This is a genomic window from Shewanella sp. Pdp11 (assembly GCF_002838165.1).
Taxonomy (GTDB): Bacteria; Pseudomonadota; Gammaproteobacteria; order Enterobacterales; family Shewanellaceae; genus Shewanella; species Shewanella hafniensis.
Map to the genome: position 1 here is coordinate 1,235,708 of NZ_CP015194.1, position 17,753 is coordinate 1,253,460.

The 17,753-nt window shown below is 48.3% G+C and carries 14 protein-coding genes; 9 read left to right on the top strand and 5 right to left on the bottom strand.

All coding sequences use genetic code 11. The features are described 5' to 3' along the window. Positions 1–97 precede the first annotated feature (97 nt). The 5 genes from tldD to AYJ58_RS05495 all read left to right on the top strand — a co-directional run bounded on the left by tldD (position 98) and on the right by AYJ58_RS05495 (position 6,537). Positions 98–1,546, top strand: a complete 1,449-nt coding sequence (tldD, locus tag AYJ58_RS05475) for a metalloprotease TldD (RefSeq protein WP_106649305.1) — start codon at positions 98–100, stop codon at positions 1,544–1,546. Positions 1,547–1,664: 118 nt separating this feature from the next. After that, the gene (locus AYJ58_RS05480; RefSeq protein ID WP_106649306.1) at positions 1,665–3,122 is read left to right on the top strand and encodes a TolC family protein; all 1,458 of its coding nucleotides are present in this window, start codon (positions 1,665–1,667) and stop codon (positions 3,120–3,122) included. After that, complete coding sequence (locus AYJ58_RS05485; RefSeq protein ID WP_106649307.1) at positions 3,112–4,086, top strand: HlyD family secretion protein; 975 nt, start codon at positions 3,112–3,114, stop codon at positions 4,084–4,086. The genes AYJ58_RS05480 and AYJ58_RS05485 overlap by 11 nt, the downstream gene beginning before the upstream one ends. Positions 4,087–4,166: 80 nt before the next feature. Beyond that, positions 4,167–5,384, top strand: coding sequence for an ABC transporter permease (locus tag AYJ58_RS05490; RefSeq protein ID WP_198555672.1), 1,218 nt, complete (start codon positions 4,167–4,169; stop codon positions 5,382–5,384). A gap of 1 nt (position 5,385) precedes the next feature. After that, positions 5,386–6,537: an ABC transporter permease gene (locus AYJ58_RS05495; protein ID WP_106649309.1), complete on the top strand. Its 1,152-nt coding sequence runs from the start codon at positions 5,386–5,388 to the stop codon at positions 6,535–6,537. A gap of 84 nt (positions 6,538–6,621) precedes the next feature. Here AYJ58_RS05495 and AYJ58_RS05500 read toward each other — a convergent pair whose 3' ends face one another. Beyond that, on the bottom strand, positions 6,622–7,023 hold the full coding sequence (locus AYJ58_RS05500) for a hypothetical protein (RefSeq protein ID WP_006083244.1): 402 nt from the start codon (positions 7,021–7,023) through the stop codon (positions 6,622–6,624). A gap of 464 nt (positions 7,024–7,487) precedes the next feature. Between AYJ58_RS05500 and AYJ58_RS21905 the strand changes: the two genes are divergently transcribed. Then, positions 7,488–7,643: a hypothetical protein gene (locus AYJ58_RS21905; protein WP_012586678.1), complete on the top strand. Its 156-nt coding sequence runs from the start codon at positions 7,488–7,490 to the stop codon at positions 7,641–7,643. Continuing rightward, complete coding sequence (locus AYJ58_RS05505) at positions 7,640–8,971, top strand: APC family permease (RefSeq protein ID WP_106649310.1); 1,332 nt, start codon at positions 7,640–7,642, stop codon at positions 8,969–8,971. Before AYJ58_RS21905 ends, AYJ58_RS05505 begins: the two co-directional genes overlap by 4 nt. Positions 8,972–9,109: 138 nt before the next feature. Here the strand turns inward: AYJ58_RS05505 and AYJ58_RS05510 are convergent, their stop codons facing one another. Both AYJ58_RS05510 and yjgA read right to left on the bottom strand, forming a co-directional pair. Next, on the bottom strand, positions 9,110–11,632 hold the full coding sequence (locus AYJ58_RS05510; RefSeq protein ID WP_106649311.1) for an Ig-like domain-containing protein: 2,523 nt from the start codon (positions 11,630–11,632) through the stop codon (positions 9,110–9,112). A gap of 29 nt (positions 11,633–11,661) precedes the next feature. After that, positions 11,662–12,198 (bottom strand): ribosome biogenesis factor YjgA, encoded by a 537-nt coding sequence (yjgA, locus tag AYJ58_RS05515; RefSeq protein ID WP_106649312.1) that lies wholly within the window; start codon positions 12,196–12,198, stop codon positions 11,662–11,664. 174 nt (positions 12,199–12,372) lie between these two features. Between yjgA and pmbA the strand changes: the two genes are divergently transcribed. After that, positions 12,373–13,716: a metalloprotease PmbA gene (gene pmbA, locus AYJ58_RS05520; RefSeq protein ID WP_106649313.1), complete on the top strand. Its 1,344-nt coding sequence runs from the start codon at positions 12,373–12,375 to the stop codon at positions 13,714–13,716. Between the two features lie 225 nt (positions 13,717–13,941). Here pmbA and AYJ58_RS05525 read toward each other — a convergent pair whose 3' ends face one another. Both AYJ58_RS05525 and AYJ58_RS05530 read right to left on the bottom strand, forming a co-directional pair. Further along, the gene (locus tag AYJ58_RS05525) at positions 13,942–16,068 is read right to left on the bottom strand and encodes a TonB-dependent receptor (protein ID WP_106649314.1); all 2,127 of its coding nucleotides are present in this window, start codon (positions 16,066–16,068) and stop codon (positions 13,942–13,944) included. Between the two features lie 269 nt (positions 16,069–16,337). Then, positions 16,338–17,186, bottom strand: coding sequence for a substrate-binding periplasmic protein (locus tag AYJ58_RS05530; RefSeq protein WP_106649315.1), 849 nt, complete (start codon positions 17,184–17,186; stop codon positions 16,338–16,340). Positions 17,187–17,460: 274 nt separating this feature from the next. On the opposite strand from AYJ58_RS05530, the gene AYJ58_RS05535 reads away from it, so the two are divergent. After that, complete coding sequence (locus AYJ58_RS05535) at positions 17,461–17,685, top strand: ribosome alternative rescue factor ArfA (protein ID WP_006087026.1); 225 nt, start codon at positions 17,461–17,463, stop codon at positions 17,683–17,685. Positions 17,686–17,753: the final 68 nt, after the last annotated feature.

Genomic DNA, 17,753 nt, shown 5'->3' on the forward strand with positions numbered 1-17,753 from the left:
GCGGCAATACCGAATTAGACAGCGATTTACGTACAGAATTAGTACAGCGAATTTACACTCAGAATATCAAGATCCCTTGGGGTCAGAGAGAGCATAGATGCCATTTTTAGCACAAGTAGAGCAAAGTTTATTGAAGAATGGGTTAGCGTTAGAGGGGTTGCAAACCTATCTAAACACCATACATCAGCACAAAATCGATTATTCCGATCTCTATTTTCAAGGTAGTCGCCACGAGTCTTGGGTGCTGGAGGACGGCATCATTAAAGACGGTAGTTTCCATATCGAACGCGGTGTGGGCGTGCGGGCGATCAGCGGTGAAAAAACCGGTTTCGCCTATGCCGATGATATTACGCCAGCAGCCCTAAGCGCTGCCGCTCAGGCCGCCCGTGGCATAGCCAGTGCCGGTGAGCAAACTCAGGTTCAAGCCTTTAAACGTCAAAAATCCTTGGCGTTATACGACAGTTTAGATCCGATTGCGGCGATGGAAGAAGTCAAAAAAATCAATCTGCTGAAAGAAGCCGATGCTTTTATTCGCAGTTTAGATAGCCGCATTATTCAAGTGGTTGTTAGCCTTGCGGGCGTGCACGAAGAAATCCTTATCGCCGCCAGCGATGGCACTTTAGCGGCCGATATTCGTCCTTTAGTGCGCTTTAACTGTAGCGTTATCTTAGAAGAAAACGGTAAACGTGAACGTGGCGGCGCCGGTGGTGGTGGTCGTCATGACTACGGCGTATTAATGGCAAGCGACGACACGGGTTTACCTATGTGTTTCGCCTTTGCCCGTGAAGCCGTGCGTCAAGCACAGGTCAATCTCAATGCCATCGATGCGCCGGCGGGTGAAATGCCCGTGGTGTTAGGCAATGGCTGGCCGGGTGTATTGCTCCACGAAGCGGTTGGACATGGTTTAGAGGGTGACTTTAACCGTAAGGGCAGCAGTGCTTTCAGCGGTAAGGTGGGTCAGTTAGTCGCCTCTAAGTTAGTGACTGTGGTCGATGATGGCACCTTGCCTAATCGTCGTGGTTCACTCAGCATCGACGATGAAGGTGTGCCGACTCAAAGAACCGTGTTGATTGAAGACGGTATTCTAAAGGGTTACATCCAAGACAAACTCAATGCTCGCTTAATGGGCGTCGCACCAACGGGTAACGGTCGCCGTGAGTCTTACGCGCATTTACCTATGCCACGTATGACCAACACCTATATGACGGCGGGTGAGTCGGATCCAAGCGAGATCATCAAGTCAGTCAAGAAGGGCATTTACGCGCCGAACTTTGGCGGTGGTCAAGTGGATATCACTTCGGGTAAGTTTGTGTTCTCCGCATCTGAAGCCTATTTGATTGAAAATGGTGAAGTCACACAAGCCATTAAGGGCGCTACCTTAATCGGTAACGGCCCTGAGGCTATGAGCCAGATTTCTATGGTCGGTAACGATATGGCCTTAGATCAAGGTGTTGGCGTTTGCGGTAAAGACGGCCAAAGTGTCCCTGTAGGCGTTGGCCAGCCGACCTTGAAGTTAGATCGCTTAACTGTGGGTGGTACAGCGTAAGATCTAGAATCTAGAGCCTAAGCTTTACGCCACACTTAAGGAGGCGAGTTCTAGCCGCTGCCTGCTATGAATGTTATCATTCGCAAAGGAAATTAGAGTAACTACTCTAGAGGTGTTAATGAAACTATCACGTGTGGCTTGGCTGTGTTTACTGCCCTTGCCTTGTTTATTGCCTTTGGCTGGTTATGCTCAGCCCACGAGCTTCACCGACGCTTGGCAACAAGTGCTCAAGGTGAGCGACAAGTTGCAAGCGCAATCCCAGGAAGTGAATCGCGCTAAAAGTGAAGAAGAGGCGGGCGAGAGCTTAAATCTGCCCTCCCTGAGCCTTAATGGCAGTTATACCCACCTCGAAAAACCGATTGAACTCGATCTTCGGGATCTCAATCCCTTAGCCTCCCTTGATCCCGCCACTTTGCCACCCGCCCTTGGCGGAGCACTGGCGAGTATTCCGGGGTCAATGTTTGTCACACCTTTTACCGAGCAAGATATCTTCCGCGCGAGCTTACAAGCCATGTGGCCGATTTACACGGGCGGGCAGATCACCGCAGCCCAAGGCATACACGCGGCTATGGTGGCCGAGAAGCAACAAGAATTACAGCTGGCCACCCGGGATTTATTTACCCAATTGGTCGACAGATACTATGCCGTTGATGTCACGCTGGCGCTGGTGAATACCCAAACCGATCTCGTTGGCTCTTTAACTAAGCATGTTGACCATGCGCTAGCGTTAGAGCGTGAAGGGCAAATCGCTAAGGTTGAGCGCCTCAATGCGCAGGTCGCCTTAGATAATGCCAAAGTCAATTTAGGCAGCGCTCGCCGTCAACACGAAATGGCAGTTATCGCCCTGTCGCGCATGTTGCAGCAAAGCGATGTTGGTACTGAGTCACCTCTATTTGTCTTGCCGCATGCGCCGTCTTTAGGTCAGCTCACTCAAGTGACGCTGAGCCAACATCCAGCGCTCAAATTGCTCGAGGCCAAGGAAGCGCAGGCCAATGGCTTGGTTTCATTAGAACAGGGTAAGTATCACCCCACGGTTTTCCTCTTTGGTAATTACACTCTTTACGAAGATGACAGCCTGTTTTCTCAGGTAGAGCCTGATTGGATGGTCGGCGTCGGCGTTAAAGTGCCTATTCTCAGCCGCGATGGCCGCAGTGGTAAGGTCGAAGCTGCCAAGAGTGCACTCTTGCAGGCCCGTTATACCAAGGCACAAACGCGGCAAGACTTGAGTCTGTTACTGGATCAAAGTTATCGCCAATTATTACAGGCCGAAGAAGAAGTGAAGGCGCTGGATACCTCACTCGAACTCGCCAGCGAAAACCTGCGCCTGCGGGAAATCGCTTTTAATCAAGGGCTTTCAACTTCTATCGACAGAGTCGATGCCGAGCTGAAACTCAGCGCAGTCAAGACTCAGCAACTGGCCGCCCGTTATCGTTATGTGCAAGCCTATGCCAGATTAATGGCCATCAGTGGTCAATTAGATGAATTTATCGGTCGTACCATAGCCCGAAACTCAGCCCGAACCTCAGCTCAAACCACAGCCCCTACCCAAGTGCAGGAGACAAACAATGCGCGCTAACAGAATACTTGCCCTTGTGGCGTTGGTCGCATTAGGCCTTATCTTGGCCTATGGCCTCAAGCTGGCGTACAGTCCGCAGCCGAGCCTGTTGCAGGGCCAGATTGAAGCCCGCGAATACAATGTCTCCTCTAAGGTGCCTGGCCGTGTTGAGCAAGTGCTGGTGCGCCGTGGTGACAGTGTGGCTGAAGGGGATTTGCTGTTCGCCATCCACAGCCCTGAGCTGGATGCTAAGTTGATGCAGGCCGAAGGTGGCCGTGATGCCGCTAAAGCGATGCAGCTTGAAGCCAACAATGGCGCCCGCAGCCAAGAAGTGATGGCGGCCAAAGAGCAATGGCTCAAGGCACAGGCAGCGGCAACGCTGGCGAAAACCACTTATACCCGCGTTGAAAACCTCTTCAATGAAGGTGTGGCCGCGAGACAAAAACGCGATGAAGCCTTTACCCAATGGCAAGCGGCGAAATACACAGAGCAAGCGGCGTTAGCCATGTATCAAATGGCGCAGGAAGGCGCGCGGGTCGAAACCAAAGCCGCTGCCGCCGGTAACGCCCGTATGGCCGAAGGCGCGGTAAAAGAAGTTAACGCCATTATGCAAGATAGCCAAATGCGCGCGCCTAAATCGGGTGAAATCAGCGACGTGTTATTGCAGGCGGGTGAATTAGCGCCGAGCGGTTTTCCGATTGTGAGCCTGATTGATATGCAGGATGCTTGGGCTGTCTTCCAAGTGCGCGAAGACCAACTTAAGCGCTTCAAGCAAGGCCAAAAAGTTCAGCTGAATATTCCAGCACTCGGGCAAGATGTGGAATTTACTGTGTCCCATATCAGCGTGATGGGCGATTTTGCTACTTGGCGTTCGACCGAAAGTGGCCATGATTTTGATATGCGCACCTTCGAAGTGGAATTGCGTCCAAGCCAGCCGATTGCCGATCTGCGTGTCGGTATGTCTGTGTTGCTGCGCAGTGAGTAAAAGCCGTGACTGAACGCACGCCCAACGCCAATACGGTCGACAAAACTAAGGATGAATCACAGCCATCGAGCAGAAGCTTTATGGCCTTGCTCATCGCGTTAGTTCGCCGTGAGCTCAATGCGCTGTGGCGCGACCCTTGGCAGCTGGCGTTGATCAGTTATATTCCGCTTATCGGGATGTTATGCCTCTGGTGGTTATTCAGTGCGGGGTTACCAAGGCAATTACCGGTGGCGATTGTCGATCAAGACCACAGTCAGTTAAGCCGCATGCTGACCCGTCAGCTAAAGGCAAATCCTGTGACTGAGCCACAAAACTTCACCGATTTAGCCGCGGCTGTGTCGGCGATGCAGCAGGCGAAAGTCTACGCTATCGTGGTTTTTCCCTATGATATGAAAAAAGATTTGCTCACTGGCCACAAGCCCACCATAGATGTGCGCTACAACAGCCAATTTTTGCTGGTGGGCAAGTTACTCTCAAGCCAAATTCAGCTGAGTCTGGGTGACGGTTTATTGCACGTCGCGGGTTTAAAACAGCTCGCCAACGGCACGCCTAAATCCCAAGTGGCAGTCAATTTAAGCCCAGTCAAAAGCCAAACAACGGCGCTGTTTAACCGAAATAACAACTACATAGGCTTCTTAGTGCCACCAGTGCTGATTGCGCTGTGGCAGTTGTTATCTATGTTAGTGATGGCCAACAGCTTAAATCGAGAGCTGCATCTCGCGCCCACGAACCAGAACAATGGCGTATCGAATACCTTAACCGAACATTTTTGGCCTAAGGTGCTGGCGAAATTGGTGTTGTTTACGCCGATATTGATGCTGCAGGGCAGCTTTATTTTAGCTTGGCTGTATTTGTATCTCGCGTTGCCTATGGCGGGCAGTTTAGCCCTATTGCTGGTGGCACAATTGGTGATGTTACTGGCGGTCTGGAGTCTGGTGTTATTCATCTTTGTCGTGATGCGTGACAGTGCGCGGGTCATCAGTTTCTGCACGGCCTTATTTGCGCCCGCGTTTGCCTTTATGGGCATCACTTTCCCCACCCATGATATGCCGCAATTGGCGCAGTGGTGGCGACTTATTATGCCGTCGAGCCACTATATTGAGTCCCATGTGAGCGTCGTCAGTTATGGTGCTGCTTGGCCGAGCGTGGCGGGCCAACTCAGCAGTTATTGGGGCTTTATCTGTTTGCTGCCTTTTATCTATTTGCTATCGCGTCAATTACTGCCGAGCACGGTTAGCGCGAATAATGTGGTGGCAGTAGTTGACTCGGGCGTAGCTCTGCCTGCGAAGGGGCAATAGGATGAATATCTGGCGACTGATGTTAACTGAACTTAAGGCGATTATTAGCGATAAAGCGATCGCAGTGACCTTGTTTGGCGGCGTGCTGTTTTATTCGATATTGTATCCTTTACCCTATTTAAACCAAGTGCCTACTGAGCAACAACTGATTGTGGTGGACTTAGATCATTCTTCTTTAAGTCGCCAGTTGATCCGCCATGCTGACGCCAGTGCAAAAATCCAAGTAATAGGCCAAGTGGGTTCGATTACCGAAGCGAAGCGTTTTATTGAGACGCGCAAAGCCCACGGCTTGCTGGTGATCCCTGAAGGATTCCGCCGCGACTTAATGCTGGGTAAGGGGGTGACGTTAAGTTATGGCGGTGACGCCAGTTATTTCCTGATTTACTCCGCGGTGGCCGAAGGCTTAGTGAGCGCGGGTATGGATGCGGGTAAGCAAGTGCAATTGATAGGCATGTTGGCCCAAGGCACAAATCCTAAACAGGCCGAGCAGAACCTGAACTCGATGCACTTAAATAGCGTGCCGGCCTTTAACCCAAGCCTAGGTTATACGCCCTATGTTGTGCCCGGACTGTTTTTGCTGATCTTGCATCAAACACTGCTGATCGGTACAGGTATTTTAGGGGCGGGGCAATGGCGCCAGAAGGGCTATTGGCAGCAGGTCTCGCCCGTACAACTCTTATGTGGGCGAATACTCGCCTTCATGTTGATTTATCTCTTTTTTACTAGCTTCTACGTCGGCTATTGCTACCACTGGTATCACGTCAGTATTCAAGCGAGCCTTGGCACAGTGGCATTATGGTTGTTGCCTTTTTTATTGGCGACCGCCGCTGCTGGGGTCGCCATGAGCACCTTGTTTACCCGCCGCGATTTACCGACCCAAGTATTGTTGTTGATTTCAATGCCAATCCTATTCGTGTCGGGTTTTGTCTGGCCGATAGCGCTCATCCCCGAACCGTTAGTATTAGGTTCGCAGTTTATCCCCGCCGTACCCGCGATTATGGGGATGTTAGAACTCAATCAAATGGGCGCAAGTTGGGCGAGTGTGATGCCCAAGTGGCTACAACTCTGGGGCTTATTTGCGGTTTTTTTCGGCTTAGCTATCTTAGGTATTAAGCACAGAGTGAGATTGTTGGCTGAAGCTAATCAGCTTTGATGGACTCGCGGGACAGAGTATCTCGCGAGTGTTTACTGGGCTTGAACTTTACAGGGGCTGTTTAGGTACTTCTGTAATTAATCTTTAGAAGTAAAGACTTTCTACAATTTTACCATCGACGAGCATATCGCACTTATCGCCCGAGCTCGATTTAGTCGCTTGAATGACGCCGGCAATCGCGCCAAATGCGCCACCTTGGCTGCTGAGCACTGAGCCAAAATAGCACTGGCTAGATATCTTGAAATCCTTGTATTTGCCGCTCAAATGTTGAGTAGGAGTGTAAGGAGGGAAAGTGCCTTTCATAACAGAGTCGCCATTCACTGAGAGTGAAATGTTTTTGCGTTCTGTATCAAAACTGCCACCAAAAACTAAGTTAATACCATCGATTTCAACAGTTTTTTCTTGAGCGATAATAGGTGGTTTTGCGGCGCAGGCGGCGAGAAAACAACTGCCAATGGCCAGAGAGATTAAAGTAATTTTACGCATTTCATCTTCCTTTTGATGCGATAAAACAAATGAAGCAGTCGCTTCGCAAATTAAACGGCCCCTGTTTAGTTTTGCCGAACGATTATATCTATATCTGCTTCATTTCCAATAACAAATTTAATACAAATTAACAATTATCTTGTATTGAGCTTATCCTCTGGTATGTCATCAGACTTAATCTTGTATTCCTGTTGCGTGTTTCAGTGTTCAAACTGCTTTAATCATCTTTATCCTTTTCTATTCTGTTAATTTAACTCTCATCGCGCAGATAGCCAGCAAAGTGCCCTTGTTGGGTTGTCTTCTAGCGGGTTTTGGGGGAGAATGCGCGCCGAAAAAAATGGCCGAGGTACTCAGTATCTCGGTTATTTTTATTTAGAGAGTATGCGTTTTAAAACAATTGAGGCCGGTAAACATCCGGAAATGATATGAGGTTCGGCTGAACCTATTTTAATGAGGACAAATCAATGGGGCTGTTGTGCGCCGAATTTTCGGTCATTGCCGTAAATCAAGTTGTTGAGTTAGCCATTAAGCCTAAAGTGCTGATGGTGAGTGACATGCCAAAACCAATTGCAGATGCATGGTTAGCTGTTCAACCCTGTGTGATGGGGGCGTGCTCATGAGTCAACACAAACCGGGTTTGAAGCAGACCCTCAATTTATGGCAAGTGGTAGTGATGGGGCTCGCTTATCTCACGCCTATGGCTGTTTTTGACACCTTTGGTATTGTTTCCGAGATTACCTCTGGCCATGTGGCTACGTCTTATCTATTCGCGCTGGCGGGAATTTTGTTTACCGCGTTCAGTTATGGCCACTTAGTGCGTAAATATCCCTACGCGGGATCAGCCTACACCTACGCCCAGAAAACCTTTAGTCCGAATGTCGGCTTTATGGTGGGCTGGTCGTCACTGCTTGATTATATGTTTATGCCAATGATCAACATGTTGTTGGCAAAAATCTATTTAACGGCCATGTTCCCCACTGTCGAACCTTGGATCTTCATTTTCGCACTCGTGACCATAATGACCCTGCTCAATCTTAAAGGGATTGATTTGGTGGCTAACTTTAATGGGGTGATAGTGTTTGCGCAGATCGCCATTATCCTCGTGTTTATAGCATTAATGGCCTATAACATTTCCCTTGGTGAAGGCGAAGGTGCGATTGCGAGCGTACGACCTTTTTATACCGATAATATGGCGATAGTGCCGTTATTTACTGGCGCCACTATTTTGTGTTTTTCCTTCCTCGGCTTCGACGGTTTGAGCTCGCTGACCGAAGAAACGAAGGATGCGCAGCGTGTTATTCCTCGCGCTATCGTGTTGACTGCCTTGATTGGTGGGGTGATTTTTGTCGGCGTGTCTTATTTCCTTCAGCTTTATTTCCCCGATATTTCCCGCTTCAAGGAGCTTGATGCGGTATTGCCCGAAATTGCACTCTACGTTGGAGGAAACCTATTTCAGTCCATCGTATTAGTGGCGACTACAGTGGCGGTGTTGGCATCCGGCATGGCTGCCCACGCTGGCGTTGCACGGATTTTGTATGTGATGGGGCGAGATAACATGCTGCCACGTAAAGGGTTTGCTTATATCCACCCTAAGTGGCGTACTCCTGCATTTAATGTCTTATTGGTGGGAGCGCTGGCGCTGTCTGCCGTCTCATTTGATTTGGAAATGGCCTTAGCCTTAGTGAATTTTGGCGCCTTAGTGGCGTTCACCTTCGTGAACTTAGCGGTCATAGTGCAGTTTTATGTGAGGGAGCGACGTAATCAATCCTTTAAAGATCACCTGCAATACTTAGTGCTGCCCCTGTGTGGCGCGGGTACTATTGGCGTGCTTTGGGCAAACTTAGAGCCACAGTCATTAGAATTGGGATTAATTTGGGCTGCCGTGGGAGCTTTATATTTGGCCCTGCGTAGCATACGTTTACGCCGAGCAGTAGAGTTACAAAATTAGTTGCTGCATAGGATTGTAGAGTCGCAGCTATTGCTAACAACTGACAAGGGTTTGATTGAGGCAGCATAGCCTTCTAATCAAAAGCCCAATTGAAAAGACCCGCATTTGCGGGTCTTTTACTTATGTGTTAATTAGCTATTATTGCAGCAGAATATTGAACTTAAGTAGGGTTTGGACACCACGAGGTGTGTTCACTGTTAGCACCACTTGGCTGCTAGCTGTTTCAGTATTTTTGAGGTAAAAGTCCGTCATACTCGCATTCGCATCATTCGTTTTAGGCACAGTATAAGGCGATGACAGTAATTCACCTTTATCTGCATCTACATTAAGCGTTGTACTAGAGGGCATAATTTGATCGGCACTATCGTAGAGTTTTACGATAAATTTGGATGTTTGCCCAGCTGGTATGGCCGTTAACGAATCAAGATTGTTAAGAATAGTTTGACCTTGGTGATCTTCATATACTTTGACACCATCTTGCCACAGTGTGAAATACGCTTTCGAGCCAGACATTATCATCACGACAGCTTTGCGGACGTAAGTTTTATTGGCTTGTCCTGTCCCACAGAGCGCGCCTTGACATTGAGGACCGTTAAACTTGCCATCGGCACCTTTGTAGGTGTCGCTAGCGAGGTTATCGAAATAACGTTCACCGCTATCATAGGCGAAGTTTTCATTATCATCGCGAAAGGCTGTCGGCAAATCGCTAAAACCTGAGCTGTGGAATGTTTCTACATCTAGACCGTTACCACGACAGGAAACGGGGGCGCCATTCATTATGCAGGCTTTTAGAATTGCACCGCCATCGGCTGAATCAAACTGGTTGTTACCATTAGTATCGAAAAAAGTTTCATGGCCTAACGCATAAGCTAGCACAGTTATACGGTGGTCCTGAGGTCTAGGATCGCTCGAGGTCCAAGTGACGCTACAGGCTCCATTTTGGGTTAAGCAGCTTGGCTCTATTTGGCCGCCTTCACTGGTAAAGTTAACTGTTGTGTCATTTGGCGCTGGGTTGCCAAAACTATCGGACAGTCTTGCTGTCACTGTGACTTTCTCACCATCTACATTACCCGCTTCAGGATTGGCATTCGTAGTCGCTAGACTAAACCCAAGCTGTTGCGGTAGACCAGTATTGACAGTTAATTGTTCAGATTGGCTAGTGATGACTTCTTTAGTATCAGTATCCACCGCTGAAGCGACCACGCGCACGGGTGTGGGGACAGTGCCGGATAATACCCGCACACTGGCGATACCTTGGGAGTTAGTCAGGCTTTGCGCATTCGCAGTGCCATTAGCAAAACTTAAACCACCAACCACAGTGTCTAAGGTAAAGCTGACTTTCTGTTGCGCTGCGGGTTGACCATTAGCGCTGGTGACTTTGAAGCTGACTAAAGAGGATTCGCTTGCACCTGTGCCGCCCGCACCTTTGATGCGAATTTGTGCTGGCTCTGCTGACTCAAAACTTAAGCTGGCAAGGGTTTGGCGTTGTAGAGTAAATGGGAAATTTGCCGTTAGCGTCTGATTGCCTGCTACTGTCGTGGCGATGATTTGGTCGCTACGTTCACTGTTGCCACTGCAACTTGTGTCTTGGAAGGTTGAGCTCGCATTACCCGATAAGGTCGTCACTGGGGTATCGAGTGTCGCACTATTGCTGTTGGTGCAATCTGAGCTAAAGCTGATGGAAGAGGGGGTTTGCACTCGGGTAATAGTACCGTCATTGGCCTCTAAGACTAAACTTGCGGTCACCCCAAAGCTGCCACCTGCGCTGATCTTATATGCGCCATTGGCATCGGCCGTTAAGGTACTCGCCAGTTTACCTTCAGTAAAGACAGCGCCATTGAATGAGCCGAGTTTCAGCGTACCTTCTTGATTGACCGCATCTTTACTCAAGACTTCATACAGACTGCTGGTTTGCAGCGATTGACCTTGGTAGTCCACTGTGACCGTGAGGGAGTTTGCCCCTAATTCAGTTGCACTTGGCGTATAAGGCACCTGGGCAATACCTTGATTGTCGGTCAACGCACTTGCAGGATTCAGCGCTGCAGAGCCGGCGCTGAACGTCACTTTCGCGCCTTCGATGCCGTTGCTTTCGCTATCGAGCAATATGGCTTGCAGTTGCACCGACTCATCGACTTTGAAGCGAGTCACTAAGGCGGAGTTGTTTAAAATACTGGCGCTGAGTTTAGGTGCTGCAGGAGAAGTACCATCGCTAACACCTAAAAACTCAAAATTGCGGGTAGCTGTTAGCGCCGTTGTGGAATCATTTGGGGTTGTCGTTGCAGTAATTGTCCCTGCATTGACAAGTAAATCAGGATTACTAACGATAATAATGGCTTCACCGTTATTGTCTGTTAGTTTGCTATTAGGTGTTAATACACCAAGGTCTGTCGTAAAGTCGACTTTCTGATTGCTCACTGTAGCTGAGCCTTTCTTTAACTTCGCGACTGCGCAAAAACCTGTGTCTTTAGGGAAACTTTGGAGTGAAGTAACACTGCCGCATTCAGAACCCGATAAGGTCTTAAAGTCGATAGACAGTTTATAAATACCGTCAGTGGCATCTGTGCCACCGTTATCTTCGTCCGCAGGGCCGTTACAGGCCCCGAGTCCAAATAGTCCAATAAAAAGCAAAGCTAGGCTACATAACGTTTTGCTAAGTCGCATAAGCAACATCCTTGTGGGGCTGAAGTTAATTAGTCTTGGATTTCGCTGCGTAGATATTTAAACAGCTCTTTAGATGATTTTGATTCTGGACCTTTGGCCACTTCTTTGGTCGCTTGACGCACCAAAGTACGCAGTTTCTGTCTGTCTAATTGCGGATAATGCTCAACTAAGGTTTGAATTTCAGCATCACCTTGGGTGAGTAAGCGTTCACGCATTTTTTCGAACATCTGCAACTTCGCCGTTTCGTTGTTGTTTTTATTCAACACGATAGCGAGTGAAGCCTTGATAGGCTCGATATCAAAATTACGCATCAATTTGCCGATATACTGCATGTGGCGACGATACGCCTCAGTATTAACCTTGATTTTGCGTGTTTGCAGGATAGCGTCGTACAAAAACTCATCCAGCTCGATTTTATCTAGCTGAGTTTTGCTCAGTGAAACAAGCTCCATACCGACTTTTTGCACGGCTTCGCTATCACGCTTGTCCGTTGTTTTACTGCTGACATAATCTTCATCTATGTCGTAGGGCTGTTTAAAATGTTCTGAATCACCAACAATCTTCATATCGATAAAACCTCAAGTAAATAACTGGCTAATAATAACATCTCCAGCCAAAAATCGCCTAGGTGAATGTGCTTAGGATACGCGCTCAAGCCTAAGTCGGCGGTGAATAATTAATGTGAATGGGATTTGTGTTTGTTATGCTAGCGTCATTGCCGACAACGAAAGAGTAGCTTTGTGTCTTTGAACAGAATCGATAGTGAATTGGGCGCGCTGAAAGATGCGGTGGCCGTGGCGCTGGAATATGCCAACAAATTAGGAACGAACGCTGCCGAAGTGGCGATCAGTAAACAACAAGGTTTGTCGGTTTCTACCCGTTTAAAAGAAGTTGAAACCGTTGAATTTAATAAAGATGGTGCCTTAGGGATTACGGTTTACCGCGATGGTTGCAAGGGCAGTTCATCGACGTCGGATTTAAGTCCAGAGGCCATAGCCTTAGCGGTGAAAGCGGCTGACGATATTGCCCGTTACACTTCGCCCGATCCTTTCAGTGGTCTTGCCGATAAAGCCTTGATGGCAACTCAGATCCGCGATCTTCAGCTGTATTATCCAGAAGATATTTCCCCCGATGAGTTAGCCCAACTGGCGATCCGCGCTGAAACAGCGGCGCTCGATGCCGATCCGCGCATTAATAATTCCGACGGCGCCAGTGCCAATGCCCACACTGCGGTTAAAGTGTATGGCAACAGCCACGGTTTCTTAAACGGGTATTGCAGCTCGCGTTATAGCTTAAGTTGCAGCGTGATCGGTGAAGATAGCGAAGGCAATATGCAACGGGATTACGATTACACTATTGCCCGTAAATTCAGCGAGATGCTTGCACCTGAAACGGTCGGTTTAAAGACCGCCGAGAAGACAGTCAGCCGCCTCGGTGCACGCAAGATAGCTACTACGCGTTTACCCATTTTATTAGCGCCAGATATCGCCACAGGGTTAATCGGCCACTTTATCGGTGCGATCAGCGGTGGCAGTTTATACCGTAAATCCAGTTTCTTATTGGATTCGATCAACACCCAAATCTTCCCCGATTGGTTCAATATCGAAGAGCAGCCGCATTTACTGGGCGCACTGGCGAGCGCGAACTACGACAGTGAAGGTGTGGCGACTCAAGACAGACGCATTATTGACCGCGGCATGTTAGAAACCTATTTGCTGACCAGCTACTCGGCGCGCAAGTTAGGTTTAAGCAACACAGGTCATGCGGGCGGTATCTATAACTGGACGCTCGGCCATACAGGCCAAACCTTCGACGAATTGGTAAAAGACATGGGCACAGGTTTGATTGTGACCGAAGTCATGGGCCAAGGTGTGAACATGGTAACGGGCGATTATTCTCGTGGTGCGGCAGGTTTTTACGTTGAAAACGGTGAGATCCAATATCCAGTGGAAGAAATCACTATCGCGGGTAACTTGAAAGAGATGTTCCGTGGCGTGCAAGCCGTGAGTAAGGATTTTGATCTGCGCTCATCGATTCGTACCGGCGGTATCTTGTTATCTGAAATGAAGATTGCGGGTAACTAATCCATCGTTTTACTCTTTGTGCATAGTGCTTTAGTGCCAGTGCTTTAGCGTCAGTAGCATGAATGTGGTTTGAGCATAAAAAAGGGCAAGCGATTAATCACTTAATCTGCTTGCCCTTTTTGTTTAACGTTTGGATTAGAGTTATTCGCCCTAAAAAACTGTGTCGTTAAAAAGCCATGTGGTTAAAAACGATGTTATTAAAAACAGTGCCTTTAAAATCGGTCGTTAAAACGCATAGCTTGCGCTGAGTTCAAACGAGCGGCCTGCACCGGCAATCTGCTTAAAGCCATTGGTATTATCGGCCTTAAATTCCGCCACACTCACCCCGCCCAGTGGCAGCTCATAGTAGCTGTCGAACAGGTTATTCACGGCGAAGGTAACAGTCAGATCCTGCCATTTCATACTGCTGTTTAAATTGAGCAAGGAGTAGCTGTCGGTTTCATTTTCAAGGCGGCGGTCATCCACACGATCTTTGGTCGCAACCCATTGCCATGAAAGGCTGTTTTCCCAGTTACCGAGTTGATGTTGCAGTGCCAGTTCGGTTTGCAGCGGCTTGATTTGATATAAAGGCTCATTGCCTTCATCTCGCTCACCACGGGTTACATTCACTTTGCCTAACACTTGCCATTTGCCTGTGTTGGTTTCAGCAAACTGATAGAGCGCATTAAAACGTGCACCATAGAGATTGGCATCTAAGTTAGTGAATTGAAGAATATTGCGTTTACCATCAGCTGAGCTAGTGCGATTAAAACTGCCAATCACTTCGGCATCGACATAGTCAGTCACAGCTGTGTACCAAGCTGTGGTCGAGACTTGCCAGCTATCACCGTTATATTTGTAGGCTGCGCTCAGGGTATGGGCGGTTTCTGGTTTAAGATCCGGATTACCCACGTAACCATTTCCATCGCCATACCAACCTATCATAGTGGTCGCCATAGTGCCGCGGCCCCAGCTGTAACGCTCGTACAGATTGGGTGCACGATTCTTGCGGGCTAAACCAAACTCAAGTTGTTGATTGGTCGATAATTGATAGCGAGCCAGTAAGGTGGCGTCGATCAGATTATCATCACGTTTTCTGTCCATCGCATTAAAGGCTTTTGCCGCTTCTGCGTCGACATTGGGCATGCCCATCATTGGCATGTCACTGTAAGCCTGGACTTCACCGGTATTGGTGGTGACATACTCAAAGCGAACACCTGCCGATAACCACCAGCTAGGGCTCAAATCTTGCTGCCATTCGCCATAAACGGCGGCGCGGCGGCGTTCACCATCGTTGATGTTGATGTAGTCATTGGGCGACATCATAGTGCCTGGCACCGCAGGCCACACATCGTCAAGTTGGTAGCTATAGTATTCTTGGCCGACCAGTAAGGTGCTGTCATCACCCATTGGCAAACGCCAGTGCAGTTGATAGCTGTAGTCATCACCTTCAGTGTTCATTGGCATCTTGCCGGTTTTTTCTGGGGTGAAAAAGCCCATCTCGTGCTTCACGCCGTGCCAGTTTACTTGGGCACTGAACTCACCGTCATCGTCGAGTTTGAGTTGATAACGGGCGAGGGCACCGTAACTCTTGTTATCCGTCATATCCATGTATTGGTTAGCAAAACCTTGGAATGGAATATTCTGATGGGTCAGTTTGATGGTAACTTCCTGAGTCTCATCGCGCCATGCGGCGGTCAATGCATGGTTTTGTGCGCGGTACAGAGTATCTATGACTTTATCGCCATTGCCATCTTTATAGCTGTTGGCATCTTCATAGGCGCCTTGATAGCTAAGGCTGACATTTTTGCTGGCGACTGTGGCATTAGTGCCGAGTAGCAAGGTGTCACTCACACTGCGATATCCCGTTGAAATATCGCCACTATTCCACTTGATGCTATCGCTTTCACCAAATTTAGGATTAAGGCTGCTAACCTTAATCACGCCCGCAATATTGTCGCCACCGGCACTGACGGGCGATACACCCGCAATCACTTCGGCTGTGGTGACTTGGTTGGCAGAAATATAGGACAGCGGTGGATTCATTTGGTTTGCACAGGATGCGGTAATGTCTGCGCCATCAACCAGCACTTTGATGCGATCGCCCATCATGCCATTGAGGATAGGTAGGGCCGATACGCCGCCCGCTTCGGAGAAATCGACCCCTTGCCCTTTCAGTAGATTTTCAGCCGAACCTAAGGCGTTACGGTTTTCGGTCTGTTGGCCATGGACCTCTAAGCGCTCAATATTGGCTAATTCGCTGTCGTCAGCCATGGCTTGTGGCGCTAGCGATAAGCCCATGGCGATTGCGAGGGATGAGGAAATTACTGAAGTTTTAAACGGGTGAGATAAATACGCAGAATTTGCAGCCATCTTATTGTCTTCCATTCACTTGGATTAATTGCGCTGCATTATAAAGAGCATCTCAGTGTGGCAGGTGCGGCATATTGTCGCAGAGGGCAATAAAGCGGGCTAAGGAACAGAATTGAGCTTGAGCAGAAGGTAAATTCCTCCCACTTGAATCACTTAAGTCATGACTATCTTATACTTTTAACAATTGAGCTGTTCAATTATCGATAGGCGTACCAATGGAACCTTGTCTTATCGGCGGTGAAAGCTTGGGTGAGTTTTTAAGGCTTGAACTAACCAAAATACTTGCTATACAGCCGCTGCGTTTCACCTTGGGAATCCATAGCCGCGAGTGCTTTGGCAAACTCGAAGGCTTTTGAATCAGGCGCTAATATTGTGGGGTTATTATCTGGGCTGATGGGGTTTTCGGTGCGATAGTTAGGGTTGTGCCTACCGCGGTAGTGACGGCTTTTTTTCGAAAAGCCGAGGTACATTTCCTGCGGTAATTGGCAACAGTCATAGTGGAGTTTGAACTGAGTGGGGTCGCGATCCTTTAGGTAATAATGCAGTGTGGTTTGATCGTAAATGAAAAAATCCCCTTGGTTTGAAAGCAAATAATCTAAGGCTTTAGACACATTGAGTTCAGGCGGTTTACGTACCTGTATTTTGTCGGGTAGGCCACCAAAGTCGTAACTGCCGGGCGCGATTAAGAGGGTCATCTTGTTATTGGCTAATTGCTCAATCGAGCGAATATCGGCGGCGCCCGCACGGCTAATGCCTATGGCGCGTTCTGAAAGTCCATTAGGGATAAAATACGCGTATTTAGCGCGATCTTCGCTGAAGTTAAGCCCAGGATAAAAGTCGATATTGCCGAGTTTGAGATCCCGCAAAATGCGTAATTTAGGGGCGCGTACTATATTGAGTTTGCAGCCAACCTTGTCCGCCGCCGCTTGGTAAAGGTCGTGATAAAATCCCGTATTATTGGGCTCATCTCCGATAAAAGGTAAGCGTTCGCTGGTGCGATATCCCATAGTAATCACGCAGGCGTCGGAACTGGAAAAGGCATTGGCGAGCGGAGCTTGAAGTGTCATCAGCAAAAGCAGTGCGCCGAGCCAAGGTTGAGCGACTAAGGTGGATTTCAAATTGATCTCCTTATCTGTCGATTACAAAGCGTAACCTGAGTGCCAATAAAGGTTATGGCAAAATCGGTAAACTAAACCTGAAAACCTATTAACTAAATCTTATTGATTATTAAGCTAATATATTATTTTTGTTTGAATAATCTATCATACTTTCCTACTAGTCAAAGCCATTTTTTATATTGGAGTGCACAAACTCTGTACATCTGATTTGATTGCGTTATAGTTTGCGCGGTTAGGCCATGGGCTTAACTTTCATTAAGCAGTGAGGCATAAAATGACTAAACAAAAACCGCAAAATATGACCTTAGAACACGAAAGTGGCCGAGGCACCATTACCGACAACGCACTTAAAGCGTTAGTGACGAGTCCCTTGTTTAGGACCCGTACTGAGAAAGCGAAAAAGGGCAAAGGGTCATATGACCGTAAGGCACAAAACCGAAAGGGGCATCAGCACAAGGGCGATGCCCCTTTTGACTTTCTAGGTCTGCGTTTTTGTTAATCTGCTTTTTACTGTTTTAGTCTGCTGTGTTAGTGCCTCGCTAATCCTGCCAATTCACGCTCTTCCGC